The sequence below is a fragment of the Streptomyces sp. A18 genome, from assembly GCF_059026065.1.
Genome location: NZ_JBWLKL010000001.1, coordinates 310,601 through 323,726, shown reverse-complemented (window position 1 = coordinate 323,726; position 13,126 = coordinate 310,601). Strand labels below are relative to the sequence as shown.

Genomic DNA, 13,126 nt, shown 5'->3' with positions numbered 1-13,126 from the left:
GACGCGGCACGGCTGGCGGCACATTCTGAAGCGACCGCTTCAGAATGTGCTAGCGTCCTGATCGTCAGTTTTGGAGCAAGTGCTCCAAAAAGTGGGTCGTGATCAGGAGGGGCGTCAATGCCGCCTGCGGTGTACATAGTCGGGCTCGGGATCTTCACTCAAGGGACCTCGGAGTTCATGCTCTCCGGGCTCCTGCCGGGCATGGCCGCCGACCTCGGGGTGTCGATCCCGGACGCGGGGCTGCTGATCTCTGCCTTCGCGATCGGAATGGTCGTCGGTGCGCCGCTGCTCGCGGTGGCCACCCTCAGCTGGCCCCGGCGGACCGCCCTCGTCTCCCTCCAGGCCGTCTTCGTCGTCGCCCACGTGGTCGGCGCGCTCGCGCCCGGCTACGGGGTCCTCTTCGTCACCCGCGTGGTCAGCGCCCTCGCGTACGCCGGGTACTGGGGCGTGGCCGTGGCCACCGCGGTCGCCCTCGTGCCGTCCGCGGCCAAGGGGAAGGCGGTCGCCATCGTGGCGGGCGGGCTGACGCTGGCCACGGTCGTCGGCGTACCGGCGGGCACCGTGCTGAGTCAGTACTCCAGCTGGCGCGCCGCGTTCTGGGCGGTGGCCGCCGCCACCGTGGTGAGCCTCGTCTGCACGCTGCTCGTCGTCCCCGGGGGACGGGGCGAGGCCGGGCGTACGTCGGTGAAGGCCGAGCTGCGCGGCATGGCGCGTCCCCAGCTCTGGCTCTCGTACGCCATCACGGCCTTCGCCTTCGGCGCGGTCATCGTCACCTTCAGCTATCTCGCGCCCCTGCTGACCGAGGTGAGCGGAGTGGCCGAGGGGTGGGTGCCCGCGGTCCTCGCCCTGTTCGGCGTCGGCGGGATGGTGGGCCTGTTCATCGGCGGACGCACCGCCGAAGCGCGCCCCCTGCGGACCCTCGTCCTGGGGCTCGGCGCGCTCGCCCTCTTCTCCGCGCTGCTCGCGCTGACGGCTCGCTCCACCGTCGTCGTGATCGCGCTGGTGTTCCTCCTGGGTCTCGTCGGGTACGTCACCAACCCCGCCCTGCAGTCCCGGGTGTTCACCCTCGCCCCGGCCGCCCCGACACTGGTCGGCGCCACCAACACGGCCGCGTTCAACGTGGGCAACACCCTGGCCCCGCTCCTCGGCGGCCTGACCATCGAGGCCGGCCTCGGCTACGCCTCCGTCGCCTGGGTCGGCGCCGCGCTCGCCGCCGCCGGGGCGGCGGCCGCGCTCTGGGCGGCTCGGCTCCAGCGGGCGGGGCGGAGCGCCGTGACGGAGCCCCGCGAGCGTACGCACGTTGCCGCATGACCAAGGCGGCACACCGGTGCGCCTCCGCCGGAATCTCGCTCGGCGTCCGCGTCGGAGATCCCCACGTAGCCACGGCCACATTTTGTACGTGTATTCCAAAACCCGTACTGTGGGGGGCATGGCCAGGCCACGAGAGTTCGACGAGGACCGCGTCATCACCGCGGCCATGGACACCTTCTGGCGTCATGGCTACGAGGGCACCTCGACGCGCGCGCTGTGTGACAGCACCGGGCTCGGGCCCTCCAGTCTCTACAACACCTTCGGCGGCAAGCGTCAGCTGTATCTGCGCGCCCTGCAGCGCTACTACGAGACCAGCACCGCCGAGCAGATCGAGATCCTGCGGGGCGAAGGGCCGGCCAAGCAGCGGCTGCGGGACATGATGGTGCACGCCGTGGACGCCGATCTCGACGAGGCGGAGGGGCGCGGCTGCTTCGCGATCAACGCGGCCGTCGAGATCGGCGGGCTCGACCCGGAGGTCAAGGACGCCGTACGGCGCAACTTCGACCGGGTGGAGGAGGAGCTGCGCGCGGTCGTGACGGCCGGCAGCCGCGCCGGTGAGTTCCGCTCCACTGCGGACGCGACGGCCGTCGCCCGCCGCGTGCAGAGCACGTACTACGGCCTGCGCGTCATCGCCCGCGTCCAGGACGACCGGCAGGCGCTGCTCGACACGGTGGAGAGCACGCTCGCCGACCTGTGATCACACCGGGCGGGCCGGACAAAAACATCGCTCTCCCGCAGCGGGATCTTTGTTCACGTGAAGTATCCCCAGAAGTAATCACGGCTGATTGGATTGCGGCGCCCCAACGGGCACATCACGTGCACCCTCCCAACAGCCCCCCACTCACAGGAGATTCAGTGCCGCACCCAGCGCTGCGCAGGACTCACGCCGCCGCGATCACCACGGTGCTCGCCGCGGCGACGCTCGTCGCCGTCGCCCCGTCCGCGACCGCCGCCGACGCGCCTGCCGCCTCTGTCGACACTCCCGCACTCAAAGTGCTCTCGTACAACGCCTTCCTGTTCAGCAAGAACCTCTACCCGAACTGGGGTCAGGACCACCGCGCCAAGGCGATCCCGGCCGCGGACTTCTTCCAGGGCAAGGACGTCGTCGTCCTCCAGGAGGCCTTCGACAACTCCTCGTCCGACGCGCTGAAGGCCAACGCCGCGGACCGCTACCCGCACCAGACCCCCGTCATGGGCCGCAGCAAGGACGGCTGGGACGCCACGGGCGGCGCGTACTCCTCGGTGACTCCGGAGGACGGCGGCGTGACCGTCCTGAGCAAGTGGCCGATCCAGCGCAAGGAGCAGTACGTCTACAAGGACGCCTGCGGCTCCGACTCGTACTCCAACAAGGGCTTCGTCTATACCCAGTTGGACGTCAACGGTACGAAGGTGCACGTCGTCGGCACCCACGCCCAGTCCACCGACCCGGGCTGCGGCTCCGGCGAGGCGGCATCGACGCGCGCGCAGCAGTTCAAGGAGATGGACGCCTTCCTGGACGCCAAGAACATCCCGGCGGGCGAACAGGTCATCGTGGCGGGCGACTTGAACGTCGACTCGCACAGCGACGAGTACGCATCGATGCTCGCCGACGGCGGCTTCGCCCCCGCCGACGGCCGCAGCGGACACCCGTACTCCTTCGACACCCAGGACAACTCCATCGCCTCCGAGCGCTACCCGGACGACCCGCGCGAGGACCTGGACTACGTCCTGCACCGCAAGGGCCACGCCCGCCCCGCCACCTGGCACAACGAAGTGGTCAAGGAGCAGAGCGCGCCCTGGACGGTGTCCAGTTGGGGCAAGGAGTACACGTACACCAACCTGTCCGACCACTATCCGCTGATCGGTTCCTAGCGGCCTCGGTCCCGCGCGGGGTGCGCGGCGGCCCGCTTCGGAGCCGCCGCGCACCCCGCGTCAGGTCAGGTCCTGTGCCAGGGCCCCGTCACGGCGAACGTCGTGCCGGGGTTGTAGCAGTTGACGTACATCGTGTCGTGGTCCGGCGAGAACGAGATGCCCGCGAACTCGCCCCACTCGGGCTTCTCCGGGGTCCCGACGTTCTGCCGGCCGCGGGCCATCGCGTAGACGTCGCCGCGACGGGTCAGGCCGTACACGTGCTGCGCGCCGTCGCCGTCCTCGGCCACCATCAGGCCGCCGCTGGGCGCGAGGCAGATGTTGTCGGGGGACTCGCCCGGCAGTTGGATGTCGGTGCTCGGGCCGAAGACGATCACGAGGGTGAGGCGGCGCTCGGACGGGTCGTAGCGCCAGATCTGGCCGAAGTGGTCGGCCGCGGAACCCTCCGCGCTGTGCGCGAACGACGACACGAAGTAGACGGACTTGCCGCCCCAGTAGCAGCCCTCCAGCTTCTGCGCGTGGGTGATGCCCTTGGGGCCGAAGTCCTGGTCCCTGATGGGGGTTTGTGCTGCCAGCGGGTCCGGTACGTCGACCCACTCGATGCCCTCGAAGCACGCCCCCGTCTCCTGGATCGCGGACAGGTCGGGCACTCCGGGCACGCGCATCGCCTGGAGCTTGCCGCCCGCACGGAGCGAACCACGGCCGCCCTCGGGCTTCTTGGGCAGGAACCGGTAGAAGAGACCGAAGGGCTTGAGGAAGGCATCCTCGGTCTCGTAGACGACGCCCCGCCGGGGATCGACGGCGATCGCCTCGTGCTGGAAGCGGCCCATCGCGGTGAGCGGCACGGCTCCGGTGCGGTGCGGGTCGACGGGGTCGACCTCGAAGATGAAGCCGTGGTCCTTGGTGTAGCCGTTCGTACCGGCCTTGTCCTCGGTCTCCTCACAGGTGAGCCAGGTGCCCCAAGGGGTCGGCCCGCCCGCGCAGTTGACCGCGGTCCCGGCGATCGCGACGCGCTCGCTCAGGACGTTGTTGTGGCGATCGAGCGCGAGCGCCGTACAGCCGCCCTTGCCCATCGGGTCGTAGGTGAGGCCCTTGACCGTGGGCACGGGGGTTCTGCCGTTGTGGCGGTTCTCGTGATTGCGGACGAGGTGTGTTCCGCCGCGCTTGCCGCGGAACGCGTCCATGCCGTCGAAGTTGCTCGGCACCTTGCCCTCGCCGGACGGCAGATCGCCGCCCTCACGCGAGAGGACCTTGTAGCGGAAACCTTTTGGCAGATCGAGCAGTCCGGCGGGGTCGGGCACCAGCGGCCCGTACCCGGCCTTGCCCTGCGCGGCCGCGCTCCCGGCGAAGAGCTCCGTGAGCGCGCCGGTGAAGGCGATGCCCGCACCTACCGCACCGGTACGGGCGAGTACCTGACGTCGTGTCGTGGACATAAAAGGTCGACCTCCTGCTGGCGGACAGGAACATGACCGGATGTGTGTACCACGCGCCTTGGTGTGCGGGAACCACGCGCGTAGCGGTGAGTCTCCGCGAGTCGCTACGCCTTCACGAGTTCCTTCGCGTCCCGCGCGAGTGCCGTGAGCCGTGAGATCGCCCGGAAGTACTTCTTCCGGTAGCCGCCGTCGAGCATCTCCTGGCTGAACAACTGGTCGAAGGGGACGCCCGATGCGAGCACGGGGACCTCGCGGTCGTACAGGCGGTCGGCGAGCACGACCAGGCGCAGCGCGGTCGACTGGTCGGGGACGGGCATCACGTCCGTGAGGCAGACGGCGTCGAGCCCGTCGGTGAGCGCTCCGTACCGGCTGGGGTGGACGCGCGCCAGGTGGTCGAGCAGGTGCGGGAAGTCGTCGAGGCTCGCGCCGTCGGTCGCGTACGCGGCCTTGGTGACCTGCTCGTCCGAGTACGGGGCGGGCGCCTCCGGAAGACCCCGGTGGCGGTAGTCGTCGCCGTCGATGCGCAGCGACTTGAAGTGGGTGGCCAGGCCCTGGATCTCGCGCAGGAAGTCTGCGGACGCGAACCGTCCCTCGCCGAGCTTGCCCGGCAGCGTGTTCGAGGTCGCGGCGAGCGCCACGCCCTCCTCGACGAGCCGCGCGAGCAGCGACGAGACGAGCACCGTGTCACCCGGGTCGTCGAGCTCGAACTCGTCGATGCAGAGCAGCCGGTGATCGCTGAGGGTGCGCACGGTCTGCTGGAAGCCCAGCGCCCCCACCAGGTTCGTCAGTTCGACGAAGGTGCCGAACGCCTTCTGCTCGGGCGCGGCGGGCGTCGCGTGCCAGAGGGAGGCGAGGAGGTGGGTCTTGCCCACGCCGTATCCGCCGTCGAGGTAGACACCGCGGGGTCCCGTGGCGGCGGCGGGCTTCGAACGCGCGAACCACCGCCGCTTCCCGGCGCCGGACGCGTGCGCCCCGCCGAGCCCGGCCGCGAAGCCGCTCAGGACCCGCACGGCCTCGGTCTGGCTGGGCTGGTTCGGATCCGGGATGTACGTATCGAAGCGGACGGAGTCGAAGCGCGGCGGCGGCACCATCTCGGCGACCAGACGGTCGGCGGGGACATGGGGCTCGCGGGCGCACAGCGACAGGGGAGCCGCTTCGGCTATGGGGCTCTGCCCGGGGGCGGCGGTGGAGGACGACACGGTCCCTAACTCTAAGCGCCGTGCAAGACTGCTGGACATGCGACGCCTGTTCCCTGTGACCGACCAGACAGACGAAAGAGCAGTACGAGAGTGGGGGCTGGGCGAGCTTGCCGACGCGTACCCCTATCCCTCGGGCGGCACCTCGTGGCTGCGCGCCAACATGGTGTCCACGCTCGACGGCGCGGCCCAGCACGACGGCCGGTCACAGCCGATCTCCAGCGCCACGGACATGCGGATCTTCGGCACCCTGCGCGGACTCGCCGATGCCGTGGTGGTCGGTGCCGAAACGGTCCGCCAAGAGGGTTACCGACCGGCACGCGCGCGTGAGGCGTTCGCCGAGCGCAGGGCGGCCGCCGGGCAGGCGGTGGCGCCCGCGATCGCCGTCGTCAGCGCGAGCCTGGACCTGGATTTCACCCTTCCGCTTTTCACCGCGCCCCCGGTGCCCACGCTCGTGGTGACCGGCGCCGCGGCGCCCACCGACCGGGTCGCCGCGGCCGAAAAGGCGGGCGCCGTGGTGGTTTTCGCGGGGGACGGCGCGGTGGTCGAGCCGGAGCGGGTCGCGCCCGCCCTGGCCGAGCGCGGCCTGACCCGGCTGCTCACGGAGGGTGGGCCCCGACTGCTCGGCCAGTTCGTGGCCGCGGGGGCCCTGGACGAGCTCTGTCTGACGGTGTCCCCGATGCTCACCGCGGGGGACGCGCAGCGGATCGCGTGGGGGTCCGCGGTGGAGGTGCCGTCGCAATTCGTACTGGCGTCCGTACTGGAGGAGGCCGGGTTCCTCTTCACCCGATACCGTCGAACCTGACAATCAGCGGAATGTGCCGTTCCGTTTGGCTTCCGTTGGGCACACTAAAAGTCGCAGACCCCGTGCGGCCACGGGGCAGGATGGTTTCCGCAGGGGCCTGTCGAGACAGACTCTCGGCAGCCCACGGATGAGAAGGGCGCCTGTCGTGTTCACAAGCGTATTGATGATCGAGAAGGCCCTGACCTCCGCCGACGTGGAGTTCGTCACCACCTTGCACGGCGACGAGACGGTCACCTTCCGGGTGCTGCTCCAGCCCCGCGGCGATCAGGCGGACCGCCTGCTGCGGGCCATCGACGACGTGGCTATGGGGGAGCTCGACGAGGCGGCGAGGGAAGGGGAGGTCCCCGAGGGGCAGGAAGCGACGGCACCCGCGCAGAAGGCGCTTGAGGTCTCGCTGACGGCGCTGCGGGCCTCTGGCTGCGAGGCCACGGGGCAGCTGATCGAGGACCACCCCCTGGACGCCCTCAAGCAGCTGGTCGACGAGTCGGACGCGGACGAGGTCATCGTGCTGACCGACCCGCACTACGTGGAAGAGTTCTTCCACCGGGACTGGGCGTCTCGTGCCCGGCACAAGGTGGGCGTACCGGTCCTGAAGCTGTTCTCGCACACGGAGGACTAGGAATTAGGCTGGGCCGGCCCAGTTACTAGGCTGGACCCGTCGGGCCCCACGGCCCGGCACGTTCAGTCGCCGTCACACCTGGAGATACACGTATGGCACCCGGCCTTCCCACCGCCATGGACCGACCGCACTTCATCGGCATCGGCGGCGCCGGAATGTCGGGCATCGCCAAGATCCTGGCCCAGCGCGGCGCCAAGGTAGCGGGCAGCGACGCGCGGGAGTCGGCCACCGCCGAGGCCCTGCGGACCCTCGGCGCCACGGTCCACATCGGCCACGACGCCGCGCACCTCGCGTCCGACGCGACCTGCGTGGTCGTCTCCTCCGCGATCCGCGCCGACAACCCCGAGCTGGCCCGCGCCACCGAGCTCGGCATCCCGGTCGTCCACCGCTCGGACGCGCTCGCCTCCCTCATGGAGGGCCTGCGTCCGATCGCGGTGGCCGGCACGCACGGCAAGACCACGACGACGTCGATGCTCGCGGTCACCCTCTCCACCCTCGGCCTCGACCCCTCGTACGCGATCGGCGGCGACCTGGACGCCCCGGGCTCGAACGCGCTGCACGGCGACGGCGACATCTTCGTGGCCGAGGCGGACGAGAGTGACCGCAGCTTCCACAAGTACGCGCCCGAGGTCGCCATCGTCCTGAACGTGGAGCTCGACCACCACGCCAACTACGCGTCGATGGACGAGATCTACGAGTCCTTCGAGACCTTCGCGGGCAAGATCGTCCCCGGCGGCACGCTGGTGATCGCCGCCGACCAGTCGGGCGCGGCGGAGCTGACGCAGCGCGTGCGCGGCGCGGGCGACCTCAAGGTCGTCACGTACGGCGAGTCCGAGGGCTCCGACCTGCGCATCCACAAGATCACCCCGCGCGGCCTGACCAGCGAGGTCACGGTGATCCTGAACGGCAAGTTCCTGACGTTCACGGTCTCTGTCCCCGGCCGCCACTACGCCCACAACGCGGTGGCCGCCCTGGCCGCGGGCATCGCCCTCGGCATCCCGGCGCACAACCTCGCCTCGGCCATCGGCTCGTACACCGGCGTCAAGCGCCGCCTCCAGCTCAAGGGCGAGGCAGCGGGCGTCCAGGTCATCGACTCGTACGCGCACCACCCCACAGAGATGACGGCGGACCTGGAGGCGATGCGCTCCTCCGCCGGCGACTCGCGCCTCCTGGTCCTCTTCCAGCCCCACCTCTTCTCCCGCACGCAGGAGCTCGGCAAGGAGATGGGCCAGTCCCTGGCCCTCGCGGACGCCTCCGTGGTCCTCGACATCTACCCCGCCCGCGAGGACCCGATCCCCGGCATCACCAGCGCCCTGATCATCGACGCGGCCGTCGAGGCCGGCGCCGACGTACGCGCCGTGCACGACAAGACCGAGGCCGCCGCGGTCATCGCGGGAATGACGAGGCCCGGTGATCTCGTTCTCACGATGGGAGCGGGCGACGTCACGGACCTCGGCCCGCAGATCCTGTCAGAGCTGTCGAAGTAAGGGGTTCAGTGTCATGTCGTACGACGTCGAGAAGCCGGACGAGCAGTGGCGCGCGGAGCTGAGCCCCTCGGAGTACGCGGTGCTGCGCCAGGCGGGCACGGAGCCGGCGTTCGTGGGTGAGTACACGGACACCAAGACCAAGGGCGTCTACTCCTGCCGCGCCTGCGGGGCGGAGCTGTTCACCTCGGAGGAGAAGTTCGAGTCGCACTGCGGCTGGCCGAGCTTCTTCGACCCCAAGGACACGGACGCGGTCGAGCTGCTCCAGGACTCCTCGCACGGCATGGTGCGCACGGAGGTGCGGTGCGCGCGGTGCGGGTCGCACCTCGGTCACGTCTTCGAGGGCGAGGGCTACGCGACGCCGACGGACCAGCGGTACTGCATCAACTCGATCTCGCTGACGCTGGCGCCCGACGAGAGCTGAGCGGCGCTGCCCGGCCGCGCCGTGCCGTAGGGCGGGAACCGGGACGGAGCCTTCGGACGTTGAGCCGTACACAAGGGATGCCAGGAGGTTCCCATGGCGTACGGAACCTACGGCGCGACACCGCCCGCACCACCGTCCCGCGGTGCGCGGGCCAGGGACGCGGCCGTTCTGATCGGATGCTGGGTCGCCCTGCTCTGGGTGATCGAGGCCGTCGATGTGGTGAGCGGCCACGGCCTCGACACCTTCGGCGTCTCCCCGCGGGAGGTCGGCGAGCTGCGTGATGTCGTGCCCGCCGCCTTCCTGCACTTCGGCTTCGGCCACCTCGCGGCGAACAGCGTGCCGCTCCTCGTCCTCGGCTTTGTCGCCGCCCTGTCCGGAATCCGCCGCTTCCTCGCGGTCGTGACACTGATCATCCTCGTCAGCGGCCTGGGCGTCTGGCTCACCGCCCCCGGGCACTCGGTGACCGCGGGCGCCTCCGGGGTCGTGTTCGGCCTCTTCGGCTATCTGCTGATACGCGGCTTCGTGGACCGACGCATAGGCGACGTGGTCGTGGGGCTCGTCATCGGCGCGGTCTACGGCTCGATCCTGTGGGGCGTGCTGCCGACGACGGCCGGGGTCAGCTGGCAGGGCCATCTCTTCGGGCTCCTTGGCGGGGTGGCCGCGGCCTTCGCGTTCCGACGGCCTGCCCGAGCTCCCGGGCTCGTGGCGTGACACGGAGCTGCGCGATGCCCTCGACGACGGCATCGCGCAGCCCGGTCCGGTCTGGAACGTCAGGTCTGGAGCGCCAGGTCTGGAGCGCCAGGTCTAGAACGTCAGTTTCCAGCTGTTGATGTAGCCGGTGTCCTGCGCCGCCACATCCTGCACCCGCAGCTTCCACGCACCGTTCGCCGCCTCGCTCGACGCGTTGACCGTGTACGTCGCGATGACGTTGTCCGCCGAGTCGTTGCCGCTGGAGTTCTTCAGGCGGTACGCCGTGCCGTCGGGGGCCAGCAGGTCGACGACCACGTCGCCGCGCCACGTGTGGCGGATGTCGACGTCCGCCTTGAGGGTGGCCGGGGCGTTGCCCGTGCGGCCGGTCACGTTGACCGTGGAGGTCACGGCAGCGCCGTTGTCCGGGATGGCGACGTCCGCCGTGTTCTCGTACGAGTCGCCGGGCGGGACGGGGGTCTGAGTGCCGAGGGTCCACACGGCGTGGGCTATGGCGTCGCTGTTGCGGTCGAGTGCCGTGTCGTTGATGTTCGCCGTGGTGTCGCACGACGAGTGGTAGCAGCGGTCGAAGGCCTGGCCCGCCGTGCCGCCCCACTTCTGGGCCTGGGCGCTGGACTTCGTGCGGCTCGCGCCGGTGAAGAGGCCGCCGACCGGGATGCCCACGTTCTTGAAGCTGGCGTGGTCGGAGCGGCCGTCGCCCTCGGTCTCGATCTCCGTGGGGACGTTCAGGCCCGCGTAGTAGTCCTTGAAGGTCTTCTCGATGACCGGGTCGTCGTCGTAGACGAAGTAGCCCGGGTTCGGGGAGCCGATCATGTCGAAGTTGAGATAGCCGGAGACCTTCGAACGCTCGGTGGTGGGGAGGTTGTTGACGTAGTACTTGGACCCGACAAGGCCCAGTTCCTCCGCGCCCCACCAGGCGAACCGCAGGTGCTTCGTCGGTTCGAGCTGTGCGCGTGAGACGGCGAGGGCGGTCTCCAGGACGCCGGCCGAGCCGGAACCGTTGTCGTTGATGCCGGGGCCAGAGCTGACGCTGTCCAGGTGGGCGCCCGCCATCAGGACCTCGTTCGGGTCGCCGCCCGGCCAGTCCGCGATGAGGTTGTAGCCGGTGGCGCCACTTGAGGTGAACTGCTGCACGGTGGTGGTGAATCCGGCCGCGTCCAGCTTGGCCTTCGCGTAGTCGATCGAGGCCTTGTAGCCGGGGCGCCCGTGCGCGCGGTTGCCGCCGTTGGCCGAGGCGATGGACTGGAACTGGGAGAGGTGCGCCTTGACGTTGGCGAGCGGGATGTCGGGGGCCGCGAGCGTCGGCGATGGTGCTGCCAGGGCCGCGGGCGCGGTGGCGGCGATCAGTCCTGCGGCGGCGAGCGTGGCGACGGCCGCGGTGGTCCGTCTCAGGGCGCGGGGCAGGGCCGGTCTGGATATTCGCATGTGGGGCTCCGTATTCCGAACAGCGATGGGGACGGAACGTACTGACGCCCTGCGACGCGGATGTCGCAGGGCGCTGGAGCTGTGCTGTGCTGAGCTGAAGTGGGGTGCTTGGCGCGAAGTGCGTTGCCTGATATTCGGGGTCGGTCGACTCGCCGTCAAGGGAGGAAACCGGTCAGATGCCGGTCAGCCAGTTTCGGATATCGGACGCTCGATGGCTTGGGGGTCAGTCCTCTTCGGGCGACTCGGGACGCAGCAGTGGATGCTTCACGCCCGGGAACACCCTGGCCTTGATCACCGGCTCGGCCGACCCGCCCTGGATCACCGTCTCGGTGACGCCCCACGGGCGGCCGGGCAGCTCGACGAGGATCGTGTAGTACGCCGAGCAGCCCATGCAGTCGTAGCGGTCCACCCAGGTCTCGACCTCGGTGCGGCTGCCGGGGTAGCGGGCCACGTGGCGGTGGCGGGCGTGGCAGCGGTCGCACTTCTCGCCGGGCTCGCAGGTGCCGCCGCAGGGGCACGGCACGTCCAGGGTCTCGGCGGGCTGCCAGCGCTGCGTGACGACGGCCTCGCGGGTGGCGCCCATGTCCTTCATCGCCTTGAGGTTGCGGGCGGCGACGTTGTACGACTCGCCGGTCGACGTCATCCGGTTCCGGATCACGTCCTTGCGTCCGCGGTTCGTCGTCATGCTGGGCCTCCTGGGGTTCACGCAGCCCACCAGGAGGCCCATGAGATCGGTCCCTCTACGGTACCCGCCGTCCGGACCTCACCTGTTCGATCCCCCGCTCGGGCATCCGGTCGCCCGGCCCCACGGCCCAAGGTGACTCGATCACTCGATCACTCGATGACGAGCTCGACCTCGATGTTGCCGCGCGTCGCCTTCGAGTACGGGCAGTACGCGTGCGTCGCCTCGACCAGCTGCTGCCCCTTCTCGCCCGCCAGGGAGTCCGGCAGCTCCACGCGCATCACGACCGCGAGCCCGAAGCCCGCGTCGTCCTTGCCGATGGAGACCTCGGCGGTCACCGAGACGTCCTTGGTGTCGACCTTCATCTCGCGGGCGACCGCCCCCATCGCACTGGCGAAGCAGGCCGCGTACCCGGCGGCGAAGAGCTGCTCGGGGTTGGTGCCCCGGCCGTTCCCGCCGAGGGCCGGGGGCATGGCGAGCGCGAGGTCGATCTGGCCGTCGGAGCTGACGGCGCGGCCCTCGCGGCCGTTGGCGGTGGCGACGGCGGTGTACAGCGCGTTCATGGGGGTGTCCTCTTCCCTCGGTCGGAGCACGAGAGGCGAACGGGCTCGTTCGCTCTGCCGCTAATGGTTGCACACGATTTAGTTGCGCACAACTAAATGACGCGTGCGAGGTACGCTGGACACCATGACGCCATCGCCGACCGCCGTACCTTCCGGACATGAGATCCCCGGTGTGCCCGACGCCGAGCTCCTCCGCCTCGACCACCAGGTCTGCTTCTCGCTGCACGCCGCCTCGCGCGCCTTCGGCGGCGTCTACCGCGATGCCCTCAAGGACCTGGGCCTCACCTACCCCCAGTACCTGGTGATGCTGGTGCTCTGGGAGGACGGGCCACAGCCCGTCAAGGCGATCGGCGAACGGCTGCGCCTCGACTCCGGGACCCTCTCGCCGCTCCTGAAGCGGCTGGAGGCCGCAGGGCTCGTACGGCGTGAGCGCAGCGCCGCCGACGAGCGCTCCGTCACCGTTCAGCTGACGGATGCCGGATCCGAGCTGCGCCAGCGGGCGCTGCCCGTCCCGCGCCGGATCCTCGCTTCGACCGGGATGACCGTCGAGGAGATCCTCACTCTCCAGGGGCTGCTCGGCCGCCTCACGGGAGCGCTGGACGAGGCTCAGTAAGGCGGCCGGGCGGGG

14 protein-coding genes are annotated in these 13,126 nt (G+C 70.1%); 9 read left to right on the top strand and 5 right to left on the bottom strand.

What is annotated here, in order from left to right:
- Nucleotides 1–117 precede the first annotated feature (117 nt).
- The 3 genes from AC5P1C_RS01470 (at nt 118) to sph (ending at nt 3,162) form a co-directional block, all read left to right on the top strand.
- Entirely contained in the window at nt 118–1,311 is a 1,194-nt protein-coding gene (locus AC5P1C_RS01470; protein ID WP_493863781.1) for a Cmx/CmrA family chloramphenicol efflux MFS transporter, read from the top strand.
- A gap of 118 nt (nt 1,312–1,429) precedes the next feature.
- Complete coding sequence (locus AC5P1C_RS01465; protein WP_493863780.1) at nt 1,430–2,008, top strand: TetR/AcrR family transcriptional regulator; 579 nt, start codon at nt 1,430–1,432, stop codon at nt 2,006–2,008.
- Nucleotides 2,009–2,166: 158 nt separating this feature from the next.
- The gene (gene sph / locus AC5P1C_RS01460) at nt 2,167–3,162 is read left to right on the top strand and encodes a sphingomyelin phosphodiesterase (RefSeq protein ID WP_493863779.1); all 996 of its coding nucleotides are present in this window, start codon (nt 2,167–2,169) and stop codon (nt 3,160–3,162) included.
- Nucleotides 3,163–3,227: 65 nt separating this feature from the next.
- Here sph and AC5P1C_RS01455 read toward each other — a convergent pair whose 3' ends face one another.
- Together AC5P1C_RS01455 and zapE are read right to left on the bottom strand one after the other, a co-directional pair.
- A complete protein-coding gene (locus AC5P1C_RS01455) occupies nt 3,228–4,592 on the bottom strand; it encodes an alkaline phosphatase PhoX (protein ID WP_493863778.1) in 1,365 nt (454 codons plus the stop codon).
- Nucleotides 4,593–4,696: 104 nt separating this feature from the next.
- Nucleotides 4,697–5,791 (bottom strand): cell division protein ZapE, encoded by a 1,095-nt coding sequence (zapE, locus tag AC5P1C_RS01450; RefSeq protein ID WP_493863777.1) that lies wholly within the window; start codon nt 5,789–5,791, stop codon nt 4,697–4,699.
- 37 nt (nt 5,792–5,828) lie between these two features.
- Here zapE and AC5P1C_RS01445 point away from each other — a divergent pair, with 37 nt between their 5' ends.
- The 5 genes from AC5P1C_RS01445 (at nt 5,829) to AC5P1C_RS01425 (ending at nt 9,831) form a co-directional block, all read left to right on the top strand.
- Nucleotides 5,829–6,593, top strand: a complete 765-nt coding sequence (locus AC5P1C_RS01445; RefSeq protein WP_493863776.1) for a pyrimidine reductase family protein — start codon at nt 5,829–5,831, stop codon at nt 6,591–6,593.
- Nucleotides 6,594–6,738: 145 nt separating this feature from the next.
- A complete protein-coding gene (locus AC5P1C_RS01440; protein ID WP_493863775.1) occupies nt 6,739–7,212 on the top strand; it encodes an indole-3-glycerol phosphate synthase in 474 nt (157 codons plus the stop codon).
- Between the two features lie 92 nt (nt 7,213–7,304).
- Nucleotides 7,305–8,699 (top strand): UDP-N-acetylmuramate--L-alanine ligase, encoded by a 1,395-nt coding sequence (gene murC, locus AC5P1C_RS01435; protein WP_493863774.1) that lies wholly within the window; start codon nt 7,305–7,307, stop codon nt 8,697–8,699.
- Nucleotides 8,700–8,712: 13 nt separating this feature from the next.
- Nucleotides 8,713–9,120 (top strand): peptide-methionine (R)-S-oxide reductase MsrB, encoded by a 408-nt coding sequence (gene msrB, locus AC5P1C_RS01430; protein ID WP_493863773.1) that lies wholly within the window; start codon nt 8,713–8,715, stop codon nt 9,118–9,120.
- A gap of 93 nt (nt 9,121–9,213) precedes the next feature.
- Nucleotides 9,214–9,831 carry a rhomboid family intramembrane serine protease gene (locus tag AC5P1C_RS01425; RefSeq protein ID WP_493863772.1) on the top strand — a complete coding sequence of 206 codons (618 nt, stop codon included), beginning with the start codon at nt 9,214–9,216 and terminating at the stop codon, nt 9,829–9,831.
- A gap of 93 nt (nt 9,832–9,924) precedes the next feature.
- On the opposite strand, the gene AC5P1C_RS01420 is transcribed toward AC5P1C_RS01425, so the two are convergent.
- The 3 genes from AC5P1C_RS01420 to AC5P1C_RS01410 form a co-directional block, all read right to left on the bottom strand.
- The gene (locus AC5P1C_RS01420; RefSeq protein ID WP_493863771.1) at nt 9,925–11,253 is read right to left on the bottom strand and encodes a M28 family metallopeptidase; all 1,329 of its coding nucleotides are present in this window, start codon (nt 11,251–11,253) and stop codon (nt 9,925–9,927) included.
- A 223-nt stretch (nt 11,254–11,476) separates the two neighbouring features.
- Complete coding sequence (locus AC5P1C_RS01415) at nt 11,477–11,938, bottom strand: hypothetical protein (protein WP_493863770.1); 462 nt, start codon at nt 11,936–11,938, stop codon at nt 11,477–11,479.
- Nucleotides 11,939–12,087: 149 nt separating this feature from the next.
- Nucleotides 12,088–12,498 carry an organic hydroperoxide resistance protein gene (locus tag AC5P1C_RS01410; RefSeq protein WP_493863769.1) on the bottom strand — a complete coding sequence of 137 codons (411 nt, stop codon included), beginning with the start codon at nt 12,496–12,498 and terminating at the stop codon, nt 12,088–12,090.
- 124 nt (nt 12,499–12,622) lie between these two features.
- Between AC5P1C_RS01410 and AC5P1C_RS01405 the strand changes: the two genes are divergently transcribed.
- Nucleotides 12,623–13,111, top strand: coding sequence for a MarR family winged helix-turn-helix transcriptional regulator (locus AC5P1C_RS01405; protein ID WP_493863768.1), 489 nt, complete (start codon nt 12,623–12,625; stop codon nt 13,109–13,111).
- Nucleotides 13,112–13,126: the final 15 nt, after the last annotated feature.